Origin of the sequence: Hydrogenophaga sp., from assembly GCF_035481345.1 — a bacterium.
Taxonomy (GTDB): Bacteria; Pseudomonadota; Gammaproteobacteria; order Burkholderiales; family Burkholderiaceae_C; genus Hydrogenophaga.
In genome coordinates, this window is record NZ_DATIGV010000021.1 from 56,268 (window position 1) to 77,732 (window position 21,465).

The following is a 21,465-nucleotide window of genomic DNA, read 5'->3' on the forward strand; positions in this document are numbered from 1 at the left end:
GATCCTCTCAGGCCTGCAAGGGCGGCGGCGGCTCAAGCCGCGCCGCCACCGACGGGTGCACCATGGCCGACACGTCGCCGCCGAGCTTGGCGATCTCACGCACCAGGGTGCTGCTGATGCACTGCAGATCGGCCTGCGGCAGCAGGAACACGGTTTCCACGCCTGGGTGCAGCTTGCGGTTCATGGCAGCCATCTGCGCTTCGTAGTCGAAGTCGGTGATGTTGCGGATGCCCCGCACCACGGCTTGTGCGCCGTGCTGGCGGCAGAAGTCCATGATCAGCCCGTCGAAGGGCAAGGCGCGCACGCGGCCCGGCAGGCGGCCCGCCGCCTCGGCCACCATCGCCAGCCGCTCGTTCAGTGTGAACTGCGTCTTCTTGTGGTGGGCCACGGCCACGGCCACGATGACCTCATCGAACAGGCCGGCGGCGCGGCGCATCACGTCCTCGTGGCCGAGCGTGATCGGGTCGAAGGTGCCGCTGTAGACGGCGGTGCGGGCGGTGGTCTCGGGCATGAGAGGGATTATCCCGTGGCGCCGGGCGGTGCCGGACGCAGCAGGTGAAAGGCCACGGCGCCCGCGCGGCCGTGCCGGTGCGATGCCAGACCCAGGGGCGCCAGATCCGCCTCGGTCCAGGGGCGCGGGGCCTCGAGGTAGACGAAACCGTCGGCCGACACCGCCTCGCGGGCGGCGCGCAGCGCCGGCTCGAACAGGCCCGTCGCATCGAAGGGCGGATCGAGAAAGACCACGTCCAGGCCCTGCCCCGCCGCCGCACGCAGGGCCGCCAGGCCATCGCCGCGCTGCACGCGCACGGCCTCGGCCTTCAGGCGCGTGCGGATGGCCTGCAACTGCGCGACGAGCGCCGGATCCTGCTCCACCATCACCACCTCGCGCGCGCCGCGCGAGGCGGCCTCGAAGCCCAGCGCCCCGGTGCCCGCGAAGGCGTCGAGGCCGCGCCAGCCGGTGAGGTCCTGGCCCAGCCAGTTGAACAGGGTCTCGCGCACGCGCGAGGGCGTGGGCCGCAGCCCGGGCCGATCGGCCACGGGCAGCTTGCTGCGTTTCCACTGACCGCCGAGCAGGCGGACTTCTTGCGGCGGAGCGCCGGCGGACTTCTTCATGCCGGCGAGCTTAACCGCGCAATGTTCAGGGCTTTGCGCCAACGATCACGGTGGCCATGCGTTCCGGCTTCACCACGCGCTGCATCGCACCGCGCACCTCGTCCACCGTCAGCGCGCGCACGCGCTGCGTCCAGGTGTCCAGGTAGTCCAGCGGCAGGCCGTTCCAGGCGATGTTGACCACGTTGTCGAGCAGCTTGCGGTTGCTGTCGAAGCGCAGCGCGAAACCGTTGATGAGGTAGTCCTTGGCGGCCTGCAGTTCGGCCTCGGACGGGCCCTCGGCGATGAAGCGCGCCAGGGTCTCGCGCACCACGCGCACGGCCTCGTCGGCCTGGTCCGGCCGCGTGTTGAGCCCGATCTGGAACGCCCCCGCGTGGCGGCCCGGCGAGAAGTGGCTGTAGACGCCGTAGGTCAGGCCGCGCTTCTCTCGGACCTCGATTGTCAGGCGCGAGGTGAAGCCGCTGCCGCCGAGGATGTGGTTGCCCACGAAGAGCGGGAAGAAGTCGGGGTCGTCGCGCTTGAAGCCGGGCTGGCCCATGAGCACCTGCGCCTGCGCGGCGGCCATGGGCAGGCGTTGCTCCGAGGCCGCGGCCAGGGGCTGCACCTCGGGCACGGGCGGCAGCTCGGCGCAACCATTCGGCGCGATGGCGCGCGCCAGCGCGTCGACGATGCGCTCGGCGCCCGCGCGGTCCACCGCGCCCACCATCACCACCTGCGCGCGGCAGGCACTGACGTGGCGACGGTAGAACGCGCGCATGTCCTCCACGCGAATGGCCGCCAGGGTCTCGGGTGTGGTGAACCGCCCGTACGGGTGCTCCCCGTACACGGCACGCCCGAAGGCGTGGCCGGCCACCGTCGGCGGGCGGTTGAGGGCTTCGCGCAGCGCGGCCGTGGCGCGCTCGCGGTCGCGCCGCCACACGGCCTCGGGCCAGGAGGGCCGCGCCAGTTGTTGCGCTGCCAGGGCCACCGCGCGCGACAGGATCGCCGGATCGGTGAGGCTGCGCAGTTGCACCGAGAAGCGGTCGCTGCCCGCGCTTGCGCCGAACTCGGCGCCCAGGTCCACCCAGGCCGCGGCCAGGGCGTTCTCGTCACGCGCGGGCTGGCCTTCGTAGGCGCCCACGCCACCGTCCAGCAGGCCCGCCGCCGCATGGGCCAGCCCGGCCTGCGCGGCCGGCTCGCGCCGGCTGCCGCCGTCGAAGTCCATCTGCACGTCGACCATGGGAATGCTCGGGCTGTTCACCAGGTACACCCGCGTGCCACTGGGGTGCACCCAATGTTCGATGGGTATGGCGGCCGAGGCCGCGCCCGCGACCAGCGCCAGGCCCAGTGCGGCCAGCGCACGCTTCGCTGTTGTCCCATGCCTCATCGCGCGCCCTCCCCCGCCCGCGCCTCGGGCACCAGCACGCCGGTGTTGAGCGTGCGATCGATGAAGTAGCGCCGCGCCACCGCGCGCACCTGCTCGGCCGTCACGGCCTGCAACCCCGCCATCAGGCGCTCGCCGGCATCCGTCGGCAAGCCATTGAGCCAGTACGTGCCCTGCTCCTGCGCCTGGTTGAACACCGAGTCGAGCTTGTAGACCTCGGACGCGGTCCATTGCGTCTTCACGCGCTGCAGTTCCTCGTCGTTGACGCCCTCACGCGCGATGCGCTCGATCTCGGCCTTGAGCGCGCCAATGGCCATCTCCGCCGTGACCCCACGCGCCGGCACGGCCGAGGCGGTGAACACCTGTGGCCCACGGCCCATCAGCCCATAGCCCGAGCTCGCGCTGTCGGCGATGCGCTTGCCGCCCATGCCCTGCCCCTGCACCAGCGCGCGCTCCAGGCGCGCGCCGCTGTAGCCGTCGAGCACCCCCGAGAGCACCGCGAGCGCCAGCGCGTCGCGGTTGGTTTCGTCGTCCCCACCGGTGTAGCGGGGCGCGTGCCAGGCCAGCACCACCAGGCCCTGATCCGCCACGGCGCGGTACTCCAGTCGGCGCGGGCCGTGCTGCGGCGGCTCCGTGCGCGGCTTGCGCGAGGGCACGGCGCGCGCGGGTATGCGTCCGTAGGTGCGTTCGGCGATCTCGCGCACGCGATGTGGGTCCACGTCACCCGCCACCACCACGGCGGCGTTGGCCGGCACGTACCAGCGCTGGTGGAAGTCGCGCACGTCCTGCGGCGTCATGGCGTCGATGTCGCTCATCCAGCCGATGATGGGCCGCCGGTACGGACTGGCCTGCCACACCATGGCGTTGAAGGCTTCGAACAAACGCGCGCGCGGCGACTCCTCGGTGCGCTGGCGCCGCTCTTCCTTGATCACCTCGATCTCGCGCGTGAACTCGATGTCGGGCCACTGGTTGCTCGCGAACCGATCGGCGTTGAGCGCCATCACCTCTTCCAGCCGCTCGGCCGGCACCTGCTCGTGGTAGGCCGTGGCGTCGCGGCTGGTGAAGGCGTTCTGGCGCCCGCCCAGCGCGGCCACGCGCTCCGAGAATTCACCCGGCTTCAGGCTTGCACTGCCCTTGAACATCATGTGCTCGAGTGCATGGGCCACGCCGGAGGTGCCGTCGACTTCGTCGATGGCGCCGACGCGCACCCACAGCATGTGCACCGCCGTGGGCGCGCGGTGGTCGGGCCGCACGATCAGCGACATGCCGTTGGCGAGGGTGAAGGACTGGACCGCCGGGGCGGTGGGGGGTGGCGACGCGGCGTGCGCGATGGACGCGGCCAGTGCCAGCCCCAGGAGCGTCAAGAGGCGTTTCATAGAATCCCAAGGATTCCAGAGATTCTCAAATGTTCTCGTTTTTCCGCAAAAAAAATCCCGCGACCCCGCCTGAGGCACCGCTGGCCAGACCCGACGCCTCCCCGGCCGTCGAGCCTGTCCCGCCCCCCGCAGCGGCGATCGCCGCGCCCCCGGAGCCAGCGAACCTGCCCGCGGCCCAGCCCGCGCCAGCCGCCCCGCGCCAGGGCTGGCTCAACCGCTTGAAGAGCGGCTTGCGCCGCACCGGCAGCGGCATCGCCACGGTGTTCACCGGCACGCGCATCGACGAGGACCTGTACGAGGAACTCGAGGCCGCCCTGCTCATGGCCGACACCGGCGTATCGGCCACGCAGCACCTGCTTGGCGACCTGCGCCGCCGCGTGAAGGAGGCCAAAGCCACCGAGCCCGCCGCCGTGAAGGCCCTGCTGGCCGAGGCCATCGCCGACTTGCTGGCGCCCTTGCAGAAGCCGCTGGTCATCGGCGAGCACAAGCCCACCGTCATCATGGTCGCCGGCGTGAACGGCGCGGGCAAGACCACCTCCATCGGCAAACTCACGCGTCACCTGGCCGACGAAGGCGCCAGCGTGCTGCTGGCCGCGGCCGACACCTTCCGCGCGGCCGCGCGCGAACAGCTGGCCGTGTGGGCCGACCGGAACACGGTGGACATCGTGACGCAGGAAGGCGGCGACCCGGCCGCCGTGTGCTTCGACGCCGTGAGCGCCGGCAAGGCGCGCGGCAAGGACGTGGTGCTGGTGGACACCGCGGGCCGCCTGCCCACGCAACTGCACCTGATGGACGAGCTGCGCAAGATCAAGCGCGTGGTGAACAAGGCGGACCCCAGCGGTCCGCACGAGGTGCTGCTGGTCATCGACGGCAACACCGGCCAGAACGCGCTCGCGCAGGTCAGGGCCTTCGACGAGGCGCTGCAACTCACCGGCCTCGTCATCACCAAGCTCGACGGCACGGCCAAGGGCGGCGTGCTCTGCGCCATCGCGCGGGAACGGCCCGTGCCCGTGTACTTCATCGGTGTCGGCGAGAAACTCGAGGACCTGGAAACCTTCGACGCGCGCGAGTACGCGCAGGCCCTGCTCAGCTAGCGTCTTCCTCGCTGTAGTGGCGCCAGCGGCCCATGGCCTGGCGCATGGTGAGCACCTGCCGCTCGAAGGTGGGACAGGCCTGGCACATCGCCATGTGCAAACGCAAGGCCCAACGCTCCAGGCGCGGCAGTTCGCGGTCCTCCCGCGCGATGATCAGCGCGGTGACTTCCTTGCAGGTGCGGCGCAACGGGTAGATGGGCTTCATGCGGCGTCTCGGCGGGCGAACCAGTTGAGCTCCAGGCATTCGCGCAAGCGCAGGCGGGCCCGGTGCAACTGCACGTACAGATTGGTCGGCGTGAGCGAGAGCTCCTTACAGATCTCCTCGCTGCCCATCTCCAGCCACTCGCGCATCAGGAACAGGCGCCCCTGCACGGGCGGCAGTTTCTCGGTGCAGGCTTCCAGGATGCTCATGAACTGGCGATTGTCCAGGTCCTGCTCGGGATTGCCCCAATCGGCCGGCCGCTCGGCGAAGTGGCCATCGGCCTTGAAGGGCAGGTAGTCCAGCGGGTCGGCCTCGTCGTCCTCGCCCTGGCCCAGCGTCACCTCGCGCCCGTGCTGGCGCAGGGCATCGACGATCTTGTGCTTGAGGATGCCCACGAGCCAGGTCCGCAATTGCGCGCGCCGCTCGAAGGCCTGCGGCTTGGCGATCGCGGCCAGCACGGTCTCGGACACCGCGTCCTCGGCCCAGGACTCGTTGCGCAGTTGCAGGCGGGCGAACTTCATGAGGTAGGCCCGCGATTCGGCGACTTCCTGCTCGAACGTTGAAGACGACATGGCGCGCGAGTGTAGTGAATGGCGGTGACCGCATGGCGACGGGCGGTGTAAGAACCCGCGCCGTGCCGCGACACAAGCCCACCAGACCGCTTGCACCGGGCCATCGCGCGGTGGGCACTGGGTTTGAGGAGCCATTCCCATGAACCAACGCCAATTCCTCGCCGCCGCCGCCGGCTCGCTGATGTCCCTCGCCCTGCTGTCCACGCCCGCGCTGGCGCAGAACAGCGGCAAGGAAAAGTGCTACGGCATCGCCAAGGCCGGTCAGAACGATTGCGCCAACCTCGCCGGCACGCACTCCTGCGCGGGCCAGGCCAAGATGGACATGGACAAGGGCGACTGGAAGTACGTGCCCACGGGTACCTGCAAGCAGATGGGCGGCCTGTCGGCCGATGAGGCCAAGAAGGCCACGATGAAGAGCTGATCGCCAGCCCGGCACGCGCCATGCCAGCCCATACGTCCAACGACGCCGACGCGCCCGAGGTGGGCATCGGCTGGCGCGCGCCGCATCAGCGTGCCCTGCTCGAACAGAAGCCCGCGCTGGATTTCATCGAGGTGCACGCGGAGAACTTCTTCGCGCCCCATCCATCGGCGCGCGCGCCTTTGCTCAAGGCGCGTGAGTCCCACGACCTGAGCCTGCACGGCGTGGGCCTGTCGCTGGGGTCCGCAGGGGGCATCGACCCCTGGCACCTGGAGCGCCTGGCCGAACTCGTGGCCGAGACCGGACCACGCTTCGTGAGCGAGCACGCGAGCTTTGCGCGCGGCACCTGGCAAAGCCGCACCGTGCACGCCGCCGACCTGCTGCCCCTGCCCTTCACCCGCGAGGCACTGGACGTGCTGTGTGCCAACGTGCAGCGCGTGCAGGAGCGCCTGCGCCGCCCGATCGCGGTGGAGAACCTCTCCGCCTACCTGTGCTGGCCCGAGGCCGACTTCGACGAAGCCGGCTTCCTCACCGAACTGAGCCGCCGCAGCGGCTGCCACCTGCTCGTGGACGTGAACAACCTCGTGGTCAACGCGCTCAACGACCAGCGCGCCGGCCGCATCGACGCCCCCTTGCCCGCCGTGCGCCGCTGGCTCGATGCGATCCCGCCCGACCGCGTGAGCGAGTTGCACCTGGCCGGCCACCACGACCGCGGCGACCTCGTGATCGACGACCACGGCAGCCGCGTGCCCGGCCTGGTGTGGCAGGCGTACCGCCACGCCGTCGCGCGCTTCGGCCCCGTGCCCACGCTGATCGAGTGGGACACGGACATCCCCGCGCTGGAGGTGCTGCTGGATGAAGCCGCCACCGCGCGGCGCCTGGGCCGGGAGGCCTCGCGCGCGAGCGCCGTGGAGCGCATCGCATGAACACCCCGCTCGCGCAGCGGCAGAGCGAACTGCTCGACGCCTTGCTGCAGCCCCGCCCACCGGAGCCCGGTGCCGCCTGGCACGGCAAGGGCCTGAGCGCCTACCGCGCCAACGCCCACGCGCACGCCGAGCGCGCGCTGCGCGACGCCTACCCCGTGGTCGCCCAGTTGATCGGCGAGGACGCCTTCCACCCCCTCGCCCGCGCCCTGTGGCACCACCACCCACCCGAGCGCGGCGATCTCTCGGAGTGGGGCGCCGCGCTGGCGGCCTTCATTACCGCGCAGAGCGACCTGAACGGCCTGCCCTACCTGAGCGACGTGGCCCGGCTGGAATGGGCCCTGCACCTGGCCTCACGTGCCGCGAACGCCACCCCCGACGCCGCGAGCTTCGCCTGGCTACAGCGCGAGCCCCCCGAACGCCTGCGCCTGAGGCTGGCCCCCGGCACGGCGATCGTGCGCAGTCCCTGGCCCGTGCTCAGCCTGCTCGACGCCCATCTGCATGGCGAGCCGGACTTCGCCACCGTGGCCCGGCGCCTGAGCGACGGCGTGGCCGAGAGCGTGCGCGTGTGGCGCCAGGGCGCCACCCTGCGGCTCACGCCTGTCGACGACACGCTCGCGCGCTTCGAGGCCGCGCTGCTGGGTGGCCACACGCTCGGCCAGGCCCTGGACGACACGCCGATCGATGCCGTCGCCTGGCTGGGCGAGGCGGTGCGCAGCGGTCTGTGCGTGGGCGTGACGCCCGATGCAATCCACAACGAAGGAGAACCCCCATGTCCACCCACCCGCTGATCCACCGCGTCGCCGCCTGGTGGCAACCCATCGACCGCCTGCTCGACGCCGCCCAACCGCTGGGCGCGCTGCTCGCGCGGCTGTACATCGCGCAGGTCTTCTTCCTCTCGGGCTTGACCAAGATCCGCGACTGGGACACCACCCTGCTGCTGTTCACCGAGGAGTACCACGTGCCCCTGCTGCCGCCCGCCATGGCCGCCGTCATGGGCACGGCGGGCGAACTGGCCCTGCCCGTGCTGCTGGTGCTGGGCCTGGCCGGGCGCTTCTCGGCGCTCGGGCTGTCGGTGGTCAACGTGGTGGCGGTGCTGAGCCTGAGCGAGATCGCCCCGGCGGCCTTTCAGCAGCACCTCACCTGGGGCGCGCTGCTGGCCGCGCTCGCGCTGTTCGGTCCGGGGCGCTGGTCGCTGGACCATTGGCTGGGCGGTCGCCTGCGTTCCTGATCCCCATCGCGCGGGGCCGTACCATCGCGGCCCATGCGCAGCGGCATCACCCGACTTGTCCTCATCGGCGCAGGCCCGGCCCACCGAGAGGTGCTGGCCCGCCTGACGCGACACCACCCCGCCGACCTGCAGGTCACCCTGCTGGCCCCGCCTCCCGCGCCGGTGCACGAACCCCTGGTGCCGGCCGTGGTCGCGGGCCGGTACACGGCCGATTCCTGCCGCGTGGGCCTGTCGGGCCTGCTCGCCCTGGCCCACGCGCGCTGGGTCGGCGCTCGCTGCACCGCCCTGGACGTCGAGGGCCGCCTGGTGCGCGCCGCGCCGGCCGACGGCGGCGCGCCGATCGAGCTGCCCTTCGACCTGCTCTCGCTGGACACCGCCGCCACCACCGACCGCGAGGCGCTGGAGCAGCGCCTGCCTGGCGCGCGCGACATGGCGCTCGCGCGCTACCCCACCGAGGCCTTCCTGGGCCTGTGGCCGCGCGTGGTGTCGCTGGCGCGCCAGCGGCCGTTGTCGGTGGCCGTCATCGGCGCGGGCGCGGCGGCCATCGAACTGGTCTTCGCCGCGGCGCAGCGCCTGCGCGCCGAGGGCCAGGCCGGCACCATCCTCACCCTGCTCACCGACGGCGGCGTGCTGGCCGGCGACCTGCCGCCCACCGTGGCCTCGCGCGTGCGGCGCGAACTCAAGCGCCAGCGCATCCACGTGCTCAACGAACCCTGCACCGGCCTCTCGGTCGATGGCGTGCGCCTGGCCAACGGCGCGCTGCTGCGCTGCGACGTGCCCCTGGTGGCCGGTGCCGCGCAAGCGCCGCTGTGGCTGCGCGACACGCCACTGGCGCTCGCCGACGGCGGGCAGGTGCTCGTCAACCGCTTCCAACAGAGCCCGAGCCACCCGAACGTGTTCGCCGCCGGCCACGCCGCGCGCCGCGACGACCACCCCTACCCCGACATCGCCATGGCCTCGGCGCGCGCGGGCGCCGCGCTCGCGCACAACCTGCTGGCCGCGTTCGACGGTCAGCCCCTGCAGCCGCACTGGCCGGCGCAGCGCGTGTTCACACGGCTGTCCTGCGGCACCGACCGGGCCATCGCCGCCTGGGGCCCGCTGCGCGCCCAGGGCACCTGGGTGGCGCGCTGGAAAGACCGCGACGCGCGGCGCGAGGTGGCCGCACCGGCACCACAGGAAGAGGATCCGGCGCGCCCGATGTAGATCACCCACCATGGACGGCCCGTAAACTTGGGGACTACCCCCTACTGGTATCGACCGACCATGCGCCAGCGCCCCGCCTCCTTCCTCAGCCTCGGCATCGCGCTGATGGCCGCCCTGGGCGCCAGCGCCGCTCTCGCCCAGGCCGCGGCCGAACCGGCGCGCGTGCTGCACCCCTGGCAGGCCGCGCCGCCGCGCCTGTCGGCCGAGGCCTACTTCACCAACCTCAAGGACGGCGACCGCATCGAGACGCCCTACGTGCTCAGGTTCGGCCTCTCGGGCGGCTGGGGCCTGGCGCCCATCGCGCAGGCCGGGCAGGGCAAGAGCGGTCACCACCACCTGCTGGTCAACCGCGACCTGCCCCTCAACTTCAAGCAAGCCCTGCCCTTCAACGACCAGTACATCCACTTCGGCAAAGGCCAGATGGAAACCGTGCTCACGCTGGCCCCGGGCGAGTACACGCTGCGCATGCTGCTGGCCGACCAGAAGCACCTGCCGCACTTCGTCTTCAGCAAGCCCGCGAAGATCACCGTCACGCGCAAGAACGACACCGATCCCGCCACGCTGCAGAAGAAGGGCCTGGAGATCGACATGGCGCAGGGCAACAGCGTGCGCCCGCCCTTCCTGGTGCGCTTCCACGCCTCGCTGCTCAACGTGGCGCAGATGTCGCAGAAGATCCCCGACACGGGCCACTTCAAGCTCACCGTGGCCCCCGCGGGCGGTGGCGCCCCGGCGGTGATGGACTTCCGCGACGGGCAGACCGAGGTCTGGCTGGCACCGCCCGCAGGTGCCTACAACCTCAAGCTCGAGATGCTCGACAACCTCGACGGCGCCAAGCCATTGGTGGAGCCGGCCACGGCGCGCATCGAGGTCCGCTGAGCGCCACCGTTCAGCAGCCGAGCCGCTCGGCCAGGTCCAGCAGGTCGCGCGCGTGGTGGGTGTTCGCCGGGTCGGGCGACACGTCCTTCACGTGCGCGGCGCCGAACTCCAGCGGGCGTTCGATGTAGGCCGTGGCCAGGCCGCAGGCGCGCGCGGCGGCCAGGTCGTTCTGGTGGGCGGCCACCATCATCACCTCGGCGGGTGACAGGTCGAACACCCCGGCCGCGCCGAGGTAGACGCGCGGGTCGGGCTTGTAGGCGTGAAACACTTCAGCGGAGAGCACGCAGTCCCAGGGCAGGCCGGCGCGCTTGGCCATGTTGGTGAGCAGGCCGATGTTGCCGTTGGACAGCGAGCAGATCGTGAAGCGCGTCTTGAGGCGCGTGAGCCCCGCCACGCTGTCGGGCCAGGGGTTCAGTCGATGCCACACGCGGTTCAGGTGGGCGCGCTGCGCCTCGTCCAGGTGCTCCAGCCCGAAGCGCGGCAGGATGTCTTCAAGCATGCGCCGGTGCAACTCGTCCAGGCGCGTCCAGCCGATCTCGCCGCTGCGCACGCGCTGCATGGCGGGCTGGTAGCCCTCGCGCCAGGCGCGCGCGAAGGCGTCGGCGTCCACCTGCGGGTGCGCGGCCTGCACCTCGCGCACGATGCTGCCGTGCCAGTCGACAACGGTGCCGAAGATGTCGAAGACGAGGACAGAAATCGGGGGCATACGGGTCTCCTTCTTGGTTGGACGGGTCTTTGCAAATTCAGGATCCATTCTTGAATTGGCAAAAACCGCTCAGCTCACACCACACCGTACGCGCGCAGCAGCTCCCCCCAGGCCGCCAGCTTGCGCTCGAACGACCAGCTCGCGTTCGCCGGGCTCGTCGAGGGCAGGCGGTGCACCGGCAGGCCGAAGGCAGCGGTGAGCCGCGCGTGGCGGAAGCTCTCGCCGCCGTTGTGCGCGATGGCACGCAGCTCGGGGCACGCACGGCGCAGGCGCGCGAAGTCGTTGAGCTCGGCCTCGCGGATGGCGGTGTCCAGGCTGCCTTCGCGCTCGCAACTGGCGTACACGTCCCAGATGCCCAGCCCGTGGGCCAGGACCGCCGCCACGCGCTCGTCGTAGCCGGCCTGCACCAGCGGCTCGTTCCACAGGGTGCCCAGGATCTTCCAGAACGCGTTCTGCGGGTGCCCGTAGTACTGCTGCGCGCGCAGCGAGGCCACGCCGGGGAAGCTGCCCAGCACCAGCAGCCGCGTGTTCGGATCGGCAATGGGGGGCAGGCCGATGAGCCGCGTCATGCCAAGGCCGCCAGGCGCGGCAGCACGCGCCGCGCGTTGTCGCTCGTGGTGCGCGCGAGTTCCTCCGCCGCCACGCCGCGCAAGCCGGCGATCACCTCGCCGATGCGCGGCAGTTCGCGCGGGTGGTTCACGCCTTGCGGGCGGCCCGCCGCGCGCTCGGCCGCCGTCGCGTACAACCACCGCGGCGGGATGTCGGGCGCGTCGGTCTCCAGCACCAGGGCGTCGAGCGGCAGCTCACTCGCCAGGCGGCGGATCTGCCGCGCGGTGTCGAAGGTGGACGCACCGCCGAAGCCCAGCGCGAAGCCGCGCTCGACGAAGGCCGTGGCCTGCTCCAGGCTGCCGTTGAAGGCGTGGCCGATGCCGCCGTCCACCGGCAACTCGCGCAGGCCCTTGAGCAGGGCGTCGGCGCTGCGCCGCACGTGCAGGATCACCGGCAGGCCGTGTCGGCGCGCCAGGCGCAATTGCGCCCGGTAAAAGCGCGTCTGCCGCTCGCGCATGGCGGGTTCGGTGAGTTCGGGCACGAAGAAGTCGAGTCCGATCTCCCCGACGGCCACCAGGCGTGGGTCGTCGCGGTGGGTGTGCAAGGCCTCGTCCAGCGCGTCCAGGTCGGCGTCGTGCGCGCCCGGCACGCACAGCGGGTGGATGCCCAGCGCATAGGCGTCGTCGAGCCGGTGCGCGAGTTCGCGCACCACGTCCCAGTTGGTGCGCGCCACGGCGGGGATCACGCAGCGCGCGACGCCGCGCTCGCGCGCCTGCGCGCGCAGGGCCGCGACCTCACCGGCCGCGAACTCGCTCGCGTCGAGGTGGGCGTGCGTGTCGATCCACAGGGGTGTCATCGTTGCGCGTATAAGCTCGTAGTGGCATTGTGACCGCAACACCCAAGCCCCAAGGAGGACCGCCATGACACCCCGCTGGATCGCCACGCTCGCCCTGCCCTTGCTCGCTGGCCTGAGTGCCTGCGCCACGCCCGCCGGCCCGGGCGGCGCGCCGTCGCTGGTGGGCACCGAGTGGCGCCTGGAGGACCTGGGCGGCGCGGGCGTGCTCGACCGCGTGCCCGCCACGCTGGCCTTTCCCGAAGCCGGCCGCGTGGCCGGCAACGGTTCGTGCAACCGCTTCTTCGGCAGCTACACCCTGGTGCAGGACCGCATCGCCTTCGGCCAGATGGGCATGACGCGCATGGCCTGCGCGGGCGCCGTGGGCGAGCAGGAGAACCGCTACATGGCCGCGCTGCAGAAAGCGCAGCGCGTGCAGGTGCAGGGCATGACGCTCACGCTGAGCGTGGAGGGCATGGACAAGCCTTTGCGCTTCTCCCGAACCAAGCCCTGAAGCTCAGCCCAGCCGGCCCGCGTTCAGGCGCAGCACGCGGCCGCAGCGCGCCGCCAGGCCCTCGTCGTGCGTCACCACCACGAAGGCCGTGCCCTGGTCGCGCGCCAGGTCCATCATCAGTTCGAACACGCCATCGGCCGTGGCGCGGTCCAGGTTGCCGGTGGGCTCGTCGGCCAGCACGCAGGCCGGTTGCGTCACCAGGGCCCGCGCGATGGCCACGCGCTGGCGCTCGCCGCCCGAGAGCTCGGCCGGGCGGTGCGCCAGGCGGGCGGACAGGCCCACGCGCGCCAAGGTCGCGCTGGCGCGCTCGGCCGCCTCGGCGCGCGGCTGGCGGCGGATCCACAGCGGCATGGCCACGTTGTCGCGCGCGCTGAACTCGGGCAGCAGGTGGTGGAACTGGTAGACGAAGCCCAGGTGCTGGTTGCGCAGCTCGCCCTGGCGTGACGGACCCAGCGCCGAGAGCTGTTGACCCTTGAGCGCGACCGTGCCGCTGCTGGGCGCGTCCAGCCCGCCCAGCAAATGCAGCAGCGTGCTCTTGCCGGAGCCCGAGGCGCCCACGATGGCCACCGTCTCGCCCGCGTGCACGTCCAGGTCCACGCCCTGGAGCACGCTCACGTCCAGGCGGCCTTCGATGAAGCGCTTCGTGAGGCCACGAGCAGAAAGAACGATCTCGGTCATGATGGTTTCGCCGCTGGGCCGCCCCAAGGCGAAACGCACCCCCTTGGGGGGCAGCGACCCGCGCAGCGGCGGAGCGTGGGGGTTCTATTCATAACGCAGCGCCTCGGCGGGGTTGACGCGGCTGGCGCGCCAGCTCGGGTACAGCGTGGCCAGGAAGGCCAGCACCAATGAAATCACCGCCACCGGCACGATGTCGCCCTGCTGCGGGTCGCTGGGCATGCGGCTGATGAGGTAGATGTCCTGCGGCAGGAAGCTCGCGCCCAGCAGGCGCTCCAGCGCGGGCACGATCGTGTCGATGTTGAACGCCACGCCCAGCCCCAGCAGCAGGCCGAGGCCGGTGCCGATGACGCCCACCGCCGCGCCCTGCACCACGAAGATGCCCATGATGCTGCGCGGGCTCGCGCCCAGGGTGCGCAGGATGGCGATGTCGGCGCGCTTGTCGGTCACCGTCATCACCAGCGTGGACACGAGGTTGAACGCGGCCACCGCCACGATCAGCGTGAGGATGATGAACATCATGCGTTTCTCGAGCTGCACGGCCGCGAACCAGGTGCGGTTCTGGCGCGTCCAGTCGCGCACCAGCAGCCCCGGCGGCAGCTCGGCCGCCATCGTCACCGCCACTTCGCGCGCGGCGTGCAGGTCGCGGATCTTCACGCGCACGCCGGTGGGGCCTTCCACGCGGAAGATGCGCGCGGCGTCGTCCTGGTGCAGCATGGCCAGGGCCGAGTCGTATTCGTAGTGGCCCGAATCGAAGGTGCCGACCACCGTCATGCTGCGCACGCGCGGCACCACGCCGGCCGGCGTGACCTGCCCGCTCGGTGCGATCAGGGTGACCGTGTCGCCCGCGATCACGCCCAGGCCGCGCGCCAGTTCACCGCCGAGCACGATGCCGAATTCGCCCGGCTTGAGACGCGGCAGCACGGTGTCGGACAGATCGGCCGCGAGATCGGTCACCTTGGGCTCCAGCGCCGGGTCGATGCCGCGCACCAGCACGCCCTTCATGTCCTCGCCACGCGCGATCAGCGCCTGCGCGCCCACGAAGGGCGCGGCGCCCAGCACCTCGGGGCGCGCTTCGATGGTGGACAGCACCGTGGGCAGGTCGGGAATGGCCTGGCCGCCGGCCTCGAACACCTCGATGTGCGAGAGCACGCCGAGCATGCGGTCGCGCACCTCCTTCTGGAAGCCGTTCATGACGGACAGCACGATGATCAGCGCGGCCACGCCCAGCGCGATGCCCAGCATGGACACGCCGGAGATGAAGGAGATGAAGCCGTTGCGCCGGGTGGCGCGGCCAGCGCGCGTGTAGCGCCAGCCCAGCAGGAGTTCGTAGGGGGTTTGCATGGGTGATCGGCGGGCATTGTGGCATCCCCGACAATCGCGGCATGCCCGACGAGCCCTTGGTCCTGGATCCCGCGCACCACTGGCTGGTTCCTTTTGCCGCCCCTCTCGAAGGGGTGGATCCCCCCGCCCTGCCCGCGCTCGACGCCCTGCTCGCGCTGTTGCGCGAGGCCGCGCGCGACGCCGACGACGGCCTGAGCCTGAGCCCGCCGCACGAACGCGCGCTGGCCCGCGCCCAGGGCCTGCCCTTGCGCGACGGTGCCCTGCCCTGGGCCGCGCTGGCCAGCGACACGCCCCACACGCCACAGGCCTGGGTGCACCCCGTGCACCTGCAGGTGGGCACGGGCCAGGTGACGCTGCAGACCGCCGAGCAGGCCGGCGGGCTCGACGAAGCCGAATCGCGCGCGCTGTTCGACGCCCTGGCCCCGCTGTGCGCGGAGGATGGCGTGGCATTGCGCTTCGACAGCCCCACGCGCTGGCTCGCGCGCGGCGAGCGGCTGGGTGGCCTGGCCTGCGCCAGCCTGGACCGCGTGAGCGCCCGCTCCCTGGCCACCTGGCTGCCGCGCGGCGAGCAGGCGCGCTGGCTGCAGCGCCTGCAGAGCGAGGCACAGATGCTTTTCTACACGCACCGCGTGAACGACGCGCGCGAGGCCGCGCGGCACCTGCCCATCAACGGCGTGTGGCTCAGCGCGCCCGGCGCGGTGGACGACGGGCTGCGCTGGCGCCCCGCGCCCACGGTGGACGACCGCCTGCGCACGGCCGCCCTCGCGGGCGACACCGAGGGTTGGCGCCGCGCCTTCATCGCGCTCGACCAGTCCCTCTTCACCACCTTGCTCGAACGCGCCCGGCGCGGCGAGCCCCTGGCCCTCACCCTCTGCGGCGAACGCGCGGCCCTCACGCTCGTGGCCGAGCGTCCCGGCCTCGCGCAACGCTTCGCCCGCGCCCTCGGCCTGCGTCCACGCGCCAGCGCTCAAGACCTGCTCAAGACCCTATGAAAATCATCACCCGCGACGTTCCGCCGCGCGCCGCCTGGGCGCTTGAACAGGCCGGCCTGCACCCGCTGCTGGCGCGCCTGTTCGCCGCGCGCGGCGTCACCACCTCCGACGAACTGGACGACACACTTGGGCGCCTGCTGCCGCCCGACACCATGAGCGGCGCGCGCGAGGCCGCGCGGCAACTGGCCGACGCCATGGCCGCCCGGCAGCGCATCTGCATCGTGGCCGACTACGACTGCGACGGCGCCACCGCCTGCGCCGTGGGCGTGCGAGGCCTCAAGCTGCTCGGCGCGCCGCTGGGCTTCGACAGCGTCGGCTATCTGGTGCCCGATCGCGTGGTCGACGGCTATGGCCTCACGCCCGCCATCGCGCGGCGCGTGAAAGACAGCGGCGCCGACGTGCTGGTCACCGTGGACAACGGCATCGCCAGCGTCGAGGGCGTGCGCACCGCGCACGAACTGGGCCTGCGCGTCGTCGTGACCGACCACCACCTGCCCGGCCCGCAACTGCCGGCCGACTGCGTCATCGTGAACCCCAACCAGCCCGGCTGCGCCTTCGAGAGCAAGAGCATCGCTGGCGTGGGCGTGATGTTCTACGTGCTGCTGGCGCTGCGCGCGGAGTTGCGCGAGCGTGGTGTTTTCGATGCGAAGAATCAACCCCGCATCGACGCGCTGCTGCCGCTGGTGGCCCTGGGCACCGTGGCCGACGTGGTGAAGCTCGACGGCAACAACCGCCGCCTGGTCGCGCAGGGCCTGAAGCGCGTGCGCGCCGGCGCCTTGCCGGCTGGCATGGCGGCCCTGTTCGCCGCCGCGGGCCGGCGCGTGGAGACCGCCAGCGGCTTCGACTTCGGCTTCGCCCTGGGTCCGCGCCTGAACGCGGCGGGCCGGCTGGCCGACATGACCTTGGGCATCGAATGCCTGCTCACCGACGACCCCGCGCGCGCCGATGAGCTCGCGCGCACGCTCGACGGCATCAACCGCGAGCGCAAGCTCATCGAGGGCGAGATGCGCGAGCAGGCCCTGGAGATGGCCGAGGCCCTGTTCGACGAGGGCGAGGAGCCGCCGCCCGCCATGGTGCTGTTCGACCCCGACTTCCATGAGGGCGTGGTCGGCATCGTGGCCTCGCGCCTGAAGGACAAGCTGCACCGGCCCACCTTCGTCTTCGCCGCCAGCGCGGCGCCGGGCAAGGAGCACGAGCTCAAGGGCTCGGGACGCTCCATCCCCGGCTTTCACCTGCGCGACGCGTTGGACCTGGTGGCCAAGCGCCACCCGGGTGTGCTGCTGCGCTTCGGTGGCCACGCCATGGCGGCGGGTTGCACCATCGACGAGGAGCACCTGGACACCTTCGAGCAAGCCTTGCAGCAGGTGGCGCACGAGTGGCTGGACGCGGCCACGCTGCAGCGCCGCCTGGAGGCCGATGGCGCGCTGGACCGGCAGTACCGCCGGCCGGACCTGGTGGACGTGCTGCAGTCGCACGTGTGGGGCCAGGGCTTCGCGCCGCCGGTGTTCTGCGAGGAGGTGCGGGTGGTGAGCCAGCGCATCGTGGGCGAGAAGCACCTGGCGCTCAAGCTGCAGCACCAGGGGGATGCGGTGGACGGCATCTGGTTCGGGCACACCGAGCCGCTACCGGAGAAGGTGAAGATCGCGTTCCGGTTGGAACTGGACGAGTGGCAGGGACAGCGGCGGGTTCGGTTTCTGGTCGAGGCTGCGGAGATCTGAGTCACCTCTTGCGCGCAGGTTTCACACCTGCACCTCGCGAAGCTCGCGGCCACTGGGTGCCCTGCTCCGCGAATGTCCCCCGCCAAGGGCTGCGCCCTTGGCTCCTCCTTTATTTCGCTGCGCAGGGCACCCAGCGTCCGCGAGCTGCAGACCCGTTGGCGCACCCATCGACCGAGTGCCAACGAGGTCGGCGGTGATCGGGTGTCCGGCGCAGCGACATAAAGGAGGAGGAGCGGAGCGCGCCAGCGATCCGCTCCGGGGGACAGTCGCGGAGCCGGACACCCGAGCGCCGACGACCGGAGCCGCCGGAGAACGACTCGGCCGCCGACGACCGGCCCCCCCAGAGAAACCCCGTAAAAAAGGAGAGAGGTCAGCCCATCAGGGCTTCACGCACCGCCGCCAGTTGGCGACGAGAAACGGCCAGCCGCTCCTCCACCCCATCGAGCCGCACCGTCCAGCCCTCGCCCTCGACCGGATCGCTGTGTTTTTCAACGGCCCGCACCGCCCGACGCGACACCAGCGCATTGCGGTGCACCCGCACGAACAGGTGAGAGTAGCGCGACTCCAGGTCGCTCAGCGCGCCGTCGTAGATGTGTTCCTTCTCCGCCGTGCGCACGGTGATGTACTTCAGCTCGGCCTTCAGGTAGATGATGTCCGACAGCGCCACGCGCTCGCTGCGCCCGCGCTCCTGGATGATCAGCGCCTCCGGCGGGCCCGAATCACCCCCGCCTTCCTTGCCCGCGCGCACCTTCACCACCTTCTGCAGCGCCTGCTGCAGCCGCTCGCGCCGCACCGGCTTGGTCAGGTAGTCCACCGCCTCCACCTCGAACGCGCTCACCGCGTGCTCCGGGTAGGCCGTCACGAACACGATCGAGGGCGGCGCCGCCATCTGGCGCAGCGTGTTCGCCAGGGTGATGCCATCCACCCCCGGCATGTGCACGTCCAGCAGCACCAGCTCACAGTGGGTGCGCTGGATCATGTCCATCGCCTGCACGGCGTTGCCGGCCTCACCCACCACGTCGGTGCGCGGCTCGGTGCATTCGCTCAGCAGGGTGCGCATGCGCGAACGCGCCAGGGCTTCATCGTCGACGATCAGAACCTTCAGTGCCATGTTTGTTCTCCGTGATCGGTCTTTGCCATGCCGCGCTTATACCGGGATTTCGAGACGCACCTGAAACACGCCGTTGACCAGCGCGCTCTGGAAGCGGCCCTGCACATCATGCAACAAGGTCAGCCGTTGCCGCACGTTGTCCAGTGCGAGGCCGTTGCCGCGCTTGCCGCTGCCCGCCGGCACGGTGTTGGTGACCTTGATCACCACCACCCCGCCCCGGCGCTGCGTGCTGATGCGCACCGTGGCACCAACGGGGCTGGGCTCCACACCGTGCTTCACCGCATTCTCCACCAGCGGCTGCAGGATCAGGGGCGGCAGTCGGGCCTTGGAGGCCGCCTCGTCGATCGCCCACTCCACCTGCAGGCGGTCGCCGAAACGCACCTGCTCGATGGCCAGGTAGTGCTCGGCGAGCTCGAGTTCCTGCCACAGGGGCACCGCCTCCTTCGGGTCGGCCAGCGCGTGGCGGAACAGCTCGCTCAGGTCTTCCAGCAGGCTTTCGGCCTTGGCCGGCTCCTCACGCACCAGGGCGATGGCACTGTTGAGCGTGTTGAACAGGAAGTGTGGGCGGATGCGCGCCTGCAGCTCGGCCAGCCGGGCCGTGGTGCCCGCGGGCATGCGCGCCTTGGCACGCCACACCAGCCCGGCCACCAGCACCGCCGCCACCAGGGCGCCCGCCGCGGCCGAGGCGAACCACAGGTTGTGCGTGAGGATGCCCAGCCAGACCACCAGCGCGCAACCGTACAGGCCCGCCACGGCGCCGAGCGCGACAGCGACCGTCCACTGCCAGTGCGTAGGCATGCGCCCGAGCTGGCGCTTGAGCGCGCAGATGGCCAGCAGCCAGGCCAGCACGGCGGGCAGGGCCGCGCCGGTGTAGATGGCCAGCGAGGCGCCCCAGGTGAGGAAGCTGCTGGCCGTGAACAGCGCTGCCACGGCCACGATGGCCTGCACGAACAGCACCGCGCGCAGCACCACGCCGACCTGGCAGGTGTCGAACACCTGCACGCGGGCCCGCACGTACTCGGGCATCTCCGTGAGCGGACGCGCGCCCGCCGCGTGGGGCAACTCCTGGAAGGTCGATAAAATCCGCGAATCTTTCATGGGAAGCGATGCCGTTTTCCGTTCGGTCGGCCGCCCAGGCCCGCGCTTGGTTGCCCAGGCGCTCTCACACTCCCCCGTCCAGCCGCTGACAACACCATGTCATCCAACCAACTCGACAAGAAATCCGAAGCCTGGTCCGCCCTATTCTCGGAGCCGATGAGCGAGTTGGTCAAGCGATACACCGCGAGCGTCTTCTTCGACAAGCGACTGTGGCAGGCCGACATCCAGGGCAGTCTCGCACATGCCGAGATGCTGGCGGCACAAGGCATCATCGGCCAGTCGGATCACGCGGACATCCAGCGCGGCATGGCGCAGATCACCCGCGAGATCGAGAGCGGCGAATTCGAGTGGAAGCTCGACCTGGAGGACGTGCACCTCAACATCGAGGCCCGACTGACGCAACTGGTGGGCGACGCCGGCAAGCGCCTGCACACCGGCCGCAGCCGCAACGACCAGGTGGCCACCGACGTGCGCCTGTGGCTGCGCGGCGAGATCGACCTCATCGACGGCCTGCTGAACGAGCTGCAGCGCGCGCTGGTGGACGTGGCCGAGCAGAACGTGGACGTGATCCTGCCCGGCTTCACGCACCTGCAGGTGGCGCAGCCCGTGAGCTTCGCGCACCACCTGCTGGCCTATGTGGAGATGTTCTCGCGCGACGCCGAGCGCTTCGCCGACGTGCGCCGCCGCACCAACCGGCTGCCGCTGGGCAGCGCGGCATTGGCCGGCACCACCTACCCGCTGGACCGCGAGCGCGTGGCAAAGACCCTGGGCATGGTGGATGAGAAGGGCTTCCCCGTGGTCTGCCAGAACAGCCTGGACGGCGTGAGCGACCGCGACTTCGCCATCGAATTCAGCGCCGCGGCCTCGCTGTGCATGGTGCACATCAGCCGCTTCAGCGAAGAGCTGATCCTGTGGATGAGCCAGAACTTCGGCTTCGTGAAGATCGCCGACCGCTTCACCACCGGCTCGTCCATCATGCCGCAGAAGAAGAACCCGGACGTGCCCGAGCTCGCGCGCGGCAAGACGGGGCGCGTGGTGGGCCACCTCATGGGCCTCATCACGCTGATGAAGGGTCAGCCCCTGGCCTACAACAAGGACAACCAGGAAGACAAAGAGCCGCTGTTCGACACCGTGGACACGCTCACCGACACGCTGCGCATCTTCGCGGAGATGGTGGGCGGGCAGTTGAACCCGGCCACGGGCAAGAAGGAAGGCGGCCTCACCGTGAACGCGCAGGCGATGGAAGCCGCCGCCAACAAGGGCTACGCCACGGCCACCGACCTGGCCGACTACCTCGTGAAGAAGGGCCTGCCCTTCCGCGACGCGCACGAGACCGTGGCGCACGCGGTGAAGGCCGCCACCTCGCACAACTGCGACCTGTCCGAGCTGCCGCTCACCGTGTTGCAGGGCTTTCACGCCAGCATCGGCAAGGACGTTTACGAGGTGCTGAGCCTGCGCGGCTCGCTCTCGGCGCGCAACACCCTGGGCGGCACGGCGCCGGCGCAGGTGCGCGCACAGATCGCGCGGCACCGCGCCCGCCTGGGCTGAGCCTGGCGAG

Annotated in this window: 24 protein-coding genes; 11 read left to right on the forward strand and 13 right to left on the reverse strand. The window is 71.2% G+C overall.

Going from position 1 to position 21,465, the window contains the following annotated elements:
- Nucleotides 1–7: 7 nt before the first annotated feature.
- From coaD to VLG41_RS02090, 4 genes are read right to left on the reverse strand one after another with little or no spacing between them, the layout of a single operon-like run.
- Entirely contained in the window at nucleotides 8–511 is a 504-nt protein-coding gene (gene coaD / locus VLG41_RS02075) for a pantetheine-phosphate adenylyltransferase (protein ID WP_325347738.1), read from the reverse strand.
- An 8-nt stretch (nucleotides 512–519) separates the two neighbouring features.
- Entirely contained in the window at nucleotides 520–1,113 is a 594-nt protein-coding gene (rsmD, locus tag VLG41_RS02080) for a 16S rRNA (guanine(966)-N(2))-methyltransferase RsmD (protein WP_325347739.1), read from the reverse strand.
- 25 nt (nucleotides 1,114–1,138) lie between these two features.
- The gene (locus VLG41_RS02085; protein ID WP_325347740.1) at nucleotides 1,139–2,476 is read right to left on the reverse strand and encodes a pitrilysin family protein; all 1,338 of its coding nucleotides are present in this window, start codon (nucleotides 2,474–2,476) and stop codon (nucleotides 1,139–1,141) included.
- Nucleotides 2,473–3,849 (reverse strand): pitrilysin family protein, encoded by a 1,377-nt coding sequence (locus VLG41_RS02090; RefSeq protein ID WP_325347741.1) that lies wholly within the window; start codon nucleotides 3,847–3,849, stop codon nucleotides 2,473–2,475. Before VLG41_RS02090 ends, VLG41_RS02085 begins: the two co-directional genes overlap by 4 nt.
- A gap of 29 nt (nucleotides 3,850–3,878) precedes the next feature.
- Here VLG41_RS02090 and ftsY point away from each other — a divergent pair, with 29 nt between their 5' ends.
- Nucleotides 3,879–4,943 carry a signal recognition particle-docking protein FtsY gene (gene ftsY / locus VLG41_RS02095; RefSeq protein WP_325347742.1) on the forward strand — a complete coding sequence of 355 codons (1,065 nt, stop codon included), beginning with the start codon at nucleotides 3,879–3,881 and terminating at the stop codon, nucleotides 4,941–4,943.
- Here the strand turns inward: ftsY and VLG41_RS02100 are convergent.
- Nucleotides 4,936–5,148, reverse strand: coding sequence for a zf-HC2 domain-containing protein (locus VLG41_RS02100; protein ID WP_009519893.1), 213 nt, complete (start codon nucleotides 5,146–5,148; stop codon nucleotides 4,936–4,938). The two genes, ftsY and VLG41_RS02100, sit on opposite strands and share 8 nt — an antisense overlap.
- The gene (locus VLG41_RS02105) at nucleotides 5,145–5,717 is read right to left on the reverse strand and encodes a sigma-70 family RNA polymerase sigma factor (protein WP_325347743.1); all 573 of its coding nucleotides are present in this window, start codon (nucleotides 5,715–5,717) and stop codon (nucleotides 5,145–5,147) included. The genes VLG41_RS02100 and VLG41_RS02105 overlap by 4 nt, the downstream gene beginning before the upstream one ends.
- 139 nt (nucleotides 5,718–5,856) lie before the next feature.
- On the opposite strand from VLG41_RS02105, the gene VLG41_RS02110 reads away from it, so the two are divergent.
- Genes VLG41_RS02110 through VLG41_RS02135 form a run of 6 tightly spaced genes read left to right on the forward strand, consistent with a single transcriptional unit; the run spans nucleotide 5,857 to nucleotide 10,368 of the window.
- On the forward strand, nucleotides 5,857–6,138 hold the full coding sequence (locus VLG41_RS02110) for a DUF2282 domain-containing protein (protein WP_325347744.1): 282 nt from the start codon (nucleotides 5,857–5,859) through the stop codon (nucleotides 6,136–6,138).
- Between the two features lie 20 nt (nucleotides 6,139–6,158).
- Entirely contained in the window at nucleotides 6,159–7,061 is a 903-nt protein-coding gene (locus VLG41_RS02115) for a DUF692 domain-containing protein (RefSeq protein WP_325347745.1), read from the forward strand.
- On the forward strand, nucleotides 7,058–7,849 hold the full coding sequence (locus VLG41_RS02120) for a DNA-binding domain-containing protein (protein WP_325347746.1): 792 nt from the start codon (nucleotides 7,058–7,060) through the stop codon (nucleotides 7,847–7,849). Before VLG41_RS02115 ends, VLG41_RS02120 begins: the two co-directional genes overlap by 4 nt.
- Nucleotides 7,831–8,289 (forward strand): DoxX family protein, encoded by a 459-nt coding sequence (locus VLG41_RS02125; protein WP_325347747.1) that lies wholly within the window; start codon nucleotides 7,831–7,833, stop codon nucleotides 8,287–8,289. Before VLG41_RS02120 ends, VLG41_RS02125 begins: the two co-directional genes overlap by 19 nt.
- Nucleotides 8,290–8,322: 33 nt before the next feature.
- Nucleotides 8,323–9,492, forward strand: a complete 1,170-nt coding sequence (locus tag VLG41_RS02130; RefSeq protein WP_325347748.1) for an NAD(P)/FAD-dependent oxidoreductase — start codon at nucleotides 8,323–8,325, stop codon at nucleotides 9,490–9,492.
- Between the two features lie 60 nt (nucleotides 9,493–9,552).
- Entirely contained in the window at nucleotides 9,553–10,368 is an 816-nt protein-coding gene (locus VLG41_RS02135; RefSeq protein ID WP_325347749.1) for a DUF4399 domain-containing protein, read from the forward strand.
- Between the two features lie 10 nt (nucleotides 10,369–10,378).
- Here VLG41_RS02135 and VLG41_RS02140 read toward each other — a convergent pair whose 3' ends face one another.
- The 3 genes from VLG41_RS02140 to VLG41_RS02150 all read right to left on the reverse strand — a co-directional run bounded on the left by VLG41_RS02140 (nucleotide 10,379) and on the right by VLG41_RS02150 (nucleotide 12,479).
- Nucleotides 10,379–11,074: a haloacid dehalogenase type II gene (locus tag VLG41_RS02140; RefSeq protein ID WP_325347750.1), complete on the reverse strand. Its 696-nt coding sequence runs from the start codon at nucleotides 11,072–11,074 to the stop codon at nucleotides 10,379–10,381.
- Nucleotides 11,075–11,148: 74 nt separating this feature from the next.
- Nucleotides 11,149–11,643: a DNA-deoxyinosine glycosylase gene (locus VLG41_RS02145; RefSeq protein ID WP_325347751.1), complete on the reverse strand. Its 495-nt coding sequence runs from the start codon at nucleotides 11,641–11,643 to the stop codon at nucleotides 11,149–11,151.
- The gene (locus VLG41_RS02150; RefSeq protein ID WP_325347752.1) at nucleotides 11,640–12,479 is read right to left on the reverse strand and encodes a TatD family hydrolase; all 840 of its coding nucleotides are present in this window, start codon (nucleotides 12,477–12,479) and stop codon (nucleotides 11,640–11,642) included. Before VLG41_RS02150 ends, VLG41_RS02145 begins: the two co-directional genes overlap by 4 nt.
- Nucleotides 12,480–12,543: 64 nt before the next feature.
- Between VLG41_RS02150 and VLG41_RS02155 the strand changes: the two genes are divergently transcribed.
- Nucleotides 12,544–12,969, forward strand: a complete 426-nt coding sequence (locus VLG41_RS02155) for an META domain-containing protein (RefSeq protein WP_325347753.1) — start codon at nucleotides 12,544–12,546, stop codon at nucleotides 12,967–12,969.
- A gap of 3 nt (nucleotides 12,970–12,972) precedes the next feature.
- On the opposite strand, the gene lolD is transcribed toward VLG41_RS02155, so the two are convergent.
- A complete protein-coding gene (gene lolD, locus VLG41_RS02160) occupies nucleotides 12,973–13,647 on the reverse strand; it encodes a lipoprotein-releasing ABC transporter ATP-binding protein LolD (RefSeq protein WP_325347754.1) in 675 nt (224 codons plus the stop codon).
- Nucleotides 13,648–13,731: 84 nt separating this feature from the next.
- The gene (locus VLG41_RS02165) at nucleotides 13,732–14,988 is read right to left on the reverse strand and encodes a lipoprotein-releasing ABC transporter permease subunit (protein ID WP_325347755.1); all 1,257 of its coding nucleotides are present in this window, start codon (nucleotides 14,986–14,988) and stop codon (nucleotides 13,732–13,734) included.
- 41 nt (nucleotides 14,989–15,029) lie between these two features.
- Here VLG41_RS02165 and VLG41_RS02170 point away from each other — a divergent pair, with 41 nt between their 5' ends.
- Both VLG41_RS02170 and recJ read left to right on the forward strand, forming a co-directional pair.
- Nucleotides 15,030–15,980, forward strand: coding sequence for a hypothetical protein (locus VLG41_RS02170; protein WP_325347756.1), 951 nt, complete (start codon nucleotides 15,030–15,032; stop codon nucleotides 15,978–15,980).
- Complete coding sequence (gene recJ / locus VLG41_RS02175) at nucleotides 15,977–17,698, forward strand: single-stranded-DNA-specific exonuclease RecJ (RefSeq protein ID WP_325347757.1); 1,722 nt, start codon at nucleotides 15,977–15,979, stop codon at nucleotides 17,696–17,698. Before VLG41_RS02170 ends, recJ begins: the two co-directional genes overlap by 4 nt.
- 370 nt (nucleotides 17,699–18,068) lie before the next feature.
- On the opposite strand, the gene VLG41_RS02180 is transcribed toward recJ, so the two are convergent.
- Entirely contained in the window at nucleotides 18,069–18,809 is a 741-nt protein-coding gene (locus tag VLG41_RS02180; protein WP_325347758.1) for a LytTR family DNA-binding domain-containing protein, read from the reverse strand.
- Between the two features lie 36 nt (nucleotides 18,810–18,845).
- Nucleotides 18,846–19,907 carry a sensor histidine kinase gene (locus VLG41_RS02185; RefSeq protein ID WP_325347759.1) on the reverse strand — a complete coding sequence of 354 codons (1,062 nt, stop codon included), beginning with the start codon at nucleotides 19,905–19,907 and terminating at the stop codon, nucleotides 18,846–18,848.
- 96 nt (nucleotides 19,908–20,003) lie between these two features.
- Here VLG41_RS02185 and argH point away from each other — a divergent pair, with 96 nt between their 5' ends.
- Nucleotides 20,004–21,455, forward strand: coding sequence for an argininosuccinate lyase (gene argH / locus VLG41_RS02190; protein WP_325347760.1), 1,452 nt, complete (start codon nucleotides 20,004–20,006; stop codon nucleotides 21,453–21,455).
- The last annotated feature ends 10 nt before the right edge of the window (nucleotides 21,456–21,465 follow it).

Coding starts and splice junctions, on each gene's coding strand:
- VLG41_RS02165 (WP_325347755.1), bottom strand. CDS start 14,988: ATGCAAACCCCCTACGAACTCCTGCTGGGCTGGCGCTACACGCGCGCT.
- VLG41_RS02185 (WP_325347759.1), bottom strand. CDS start 19,907: ATGAAAGATTCGCGGATTTTATCGACCTTCCAGGAGTTGCCCCACGCG.
- VLG41_RS02100 (WP_009519893.1), bottom strand. CDS start 5,148: ATGAAGCCCATCTACCCGTTGCGCCGCACCTGCAAGGAAGTCACCGCG.
- VLG41_RS02180 (WP_325347758.1), bottom strand. CDS start 18,809: ATGGCACTGAAGGTTCTGATCGTCGACGATGAAGCCCTGGCGCGTTCG.
- VLG41_RS02105 (WP_325347743.1), bottom strand. CDS start 5,717: ATGTCGTCTTCAACGTTCGAGCAGGAAGTCGCCGAATCGCGGGCCTAC.
- ftsY (WP_325347742.1), top strand. CDS start 3,879: ATGTTCTCGTTTTTCCGCAAAAAAAATCCCGCGACCCCGCCTGAGGCA.
- lolD (WP_325347754.1), bottom strand. CDS start 13,647: ATGACCGAGATCGTTCTTTCTGCTCGTGGCCTCACGAAGCGCTTCATC.
- VLG41_RS02150 (WP_325347752.1), bottom strand. CDS start 12,479: ATGACACCCCTGTGGATCGACACGCACGCCCACCTCGACGCGAGCGAG.
- VLG41_RS02115 (WP_325347745.1), top strand. CDS start 6,159: ATGCCAGCCCATACGTCCAACGACGCCGACGCGCCCGAGGTGGGCATC.
- VLG41_RS02085 (WP_325347740.1), bottom strand. CDS start 2,476: ATGAGGCATGGGACAACAGCGAAGCGTGCGCTGGCCGCACTGGGCCTG.
- VLG41_RS02135 (WP_325347749.1), top strand. CDS start 9,553: ATGCGCCAGCGCCCCGCCTCCTTCCTCAGCCTCGGCATCGCGCTGATG.
- coaD (WP_325347738.1), bottom strand. CDS start 511: ATGCCCGAGACCACCGCCCGCACCGCCGTCTACAGCGGCACCTTCGAC.
- VLG41_RS02155 (WP_325347753.1), top strand. CDS start 12,544: ATGACACCCCGCTGGATCGCCACGCTCGCCCTGCCCTTGCTCGCTGGC.
- rsmD (WP_325347739.1), bottom strand. CDS start 1,113: ATGAAGAAGTCCGCCGGCGCTCCGCCGCAAGAAGTCCGCCTGCTCGGC.
- VLG41_RS02145 (WP_325347751.1), bottom strand. CDS start 11,643: ATGACGCGGCTCATCGGCCTGCCCCCCATTGCCGATCCGAACACGCGG.
- VLG41_RS02170 (WP_325347756.1), top strand. CDS start 15,030: ATGCCCGACGAGCCCTTGGTCCTGGATCCCGCGCACCACTGGCTGGTT.
- VLG41_RS02125 (WP_325347747.1), top strand. CDS start 7,831: ATGTCCACCCACCCGCTGATCCACCGCGTCGCCGCCTGGTGGCAACCC.
- VLG41_RS02110 (WP_325347744.1), top strand. CDS start 5,857: ATGAACCAACGCCAATTCCTCGCCGCCGCCGCCGGCTCGCTGATGTCC.
- VLG41_RS02090 (WP_325347741.1), bottom strand. CDS start 3,849: ATGAAACGCCTCTTGACGCTCCTGGGGCTGGCACTGGCCGCGTCCATC.
- VLG41_RS02140 (WP_325347750.1), bottom strand. CDS start 11,074: ATGCCCCCGATTTCTGTCCTCGTCTTCGACATCTTCGGCACCGTTGTC.
- VLG41_RS02120 (WP_325347746.1), top strand. CDS start 7,058: ATGAACACCCCGCTCGCGCAGCGGCAGAGCGAACTGCTCGACGCCTTG.
- argH (WP_325347760.1), top strand. CDS start 20,004: ATGTCATCCAACCAACTCGACAAGAAATCCGAAGCCTGGTCCGCCCTA.
- recJ (WP_325347757.1), top strand. CDS start 15,977: ATGAAAATCATCACCCGCGACGTTCCGCCGCGCGCCGCCTGGGCGCTT.
- VLG41_RS02130 (WP_325347748.1), top strand. CDS start 8,323: ATGCGCAGCGGCATCACCCGACTTGTCCTCATCGGCGCAGGCCCGGCC.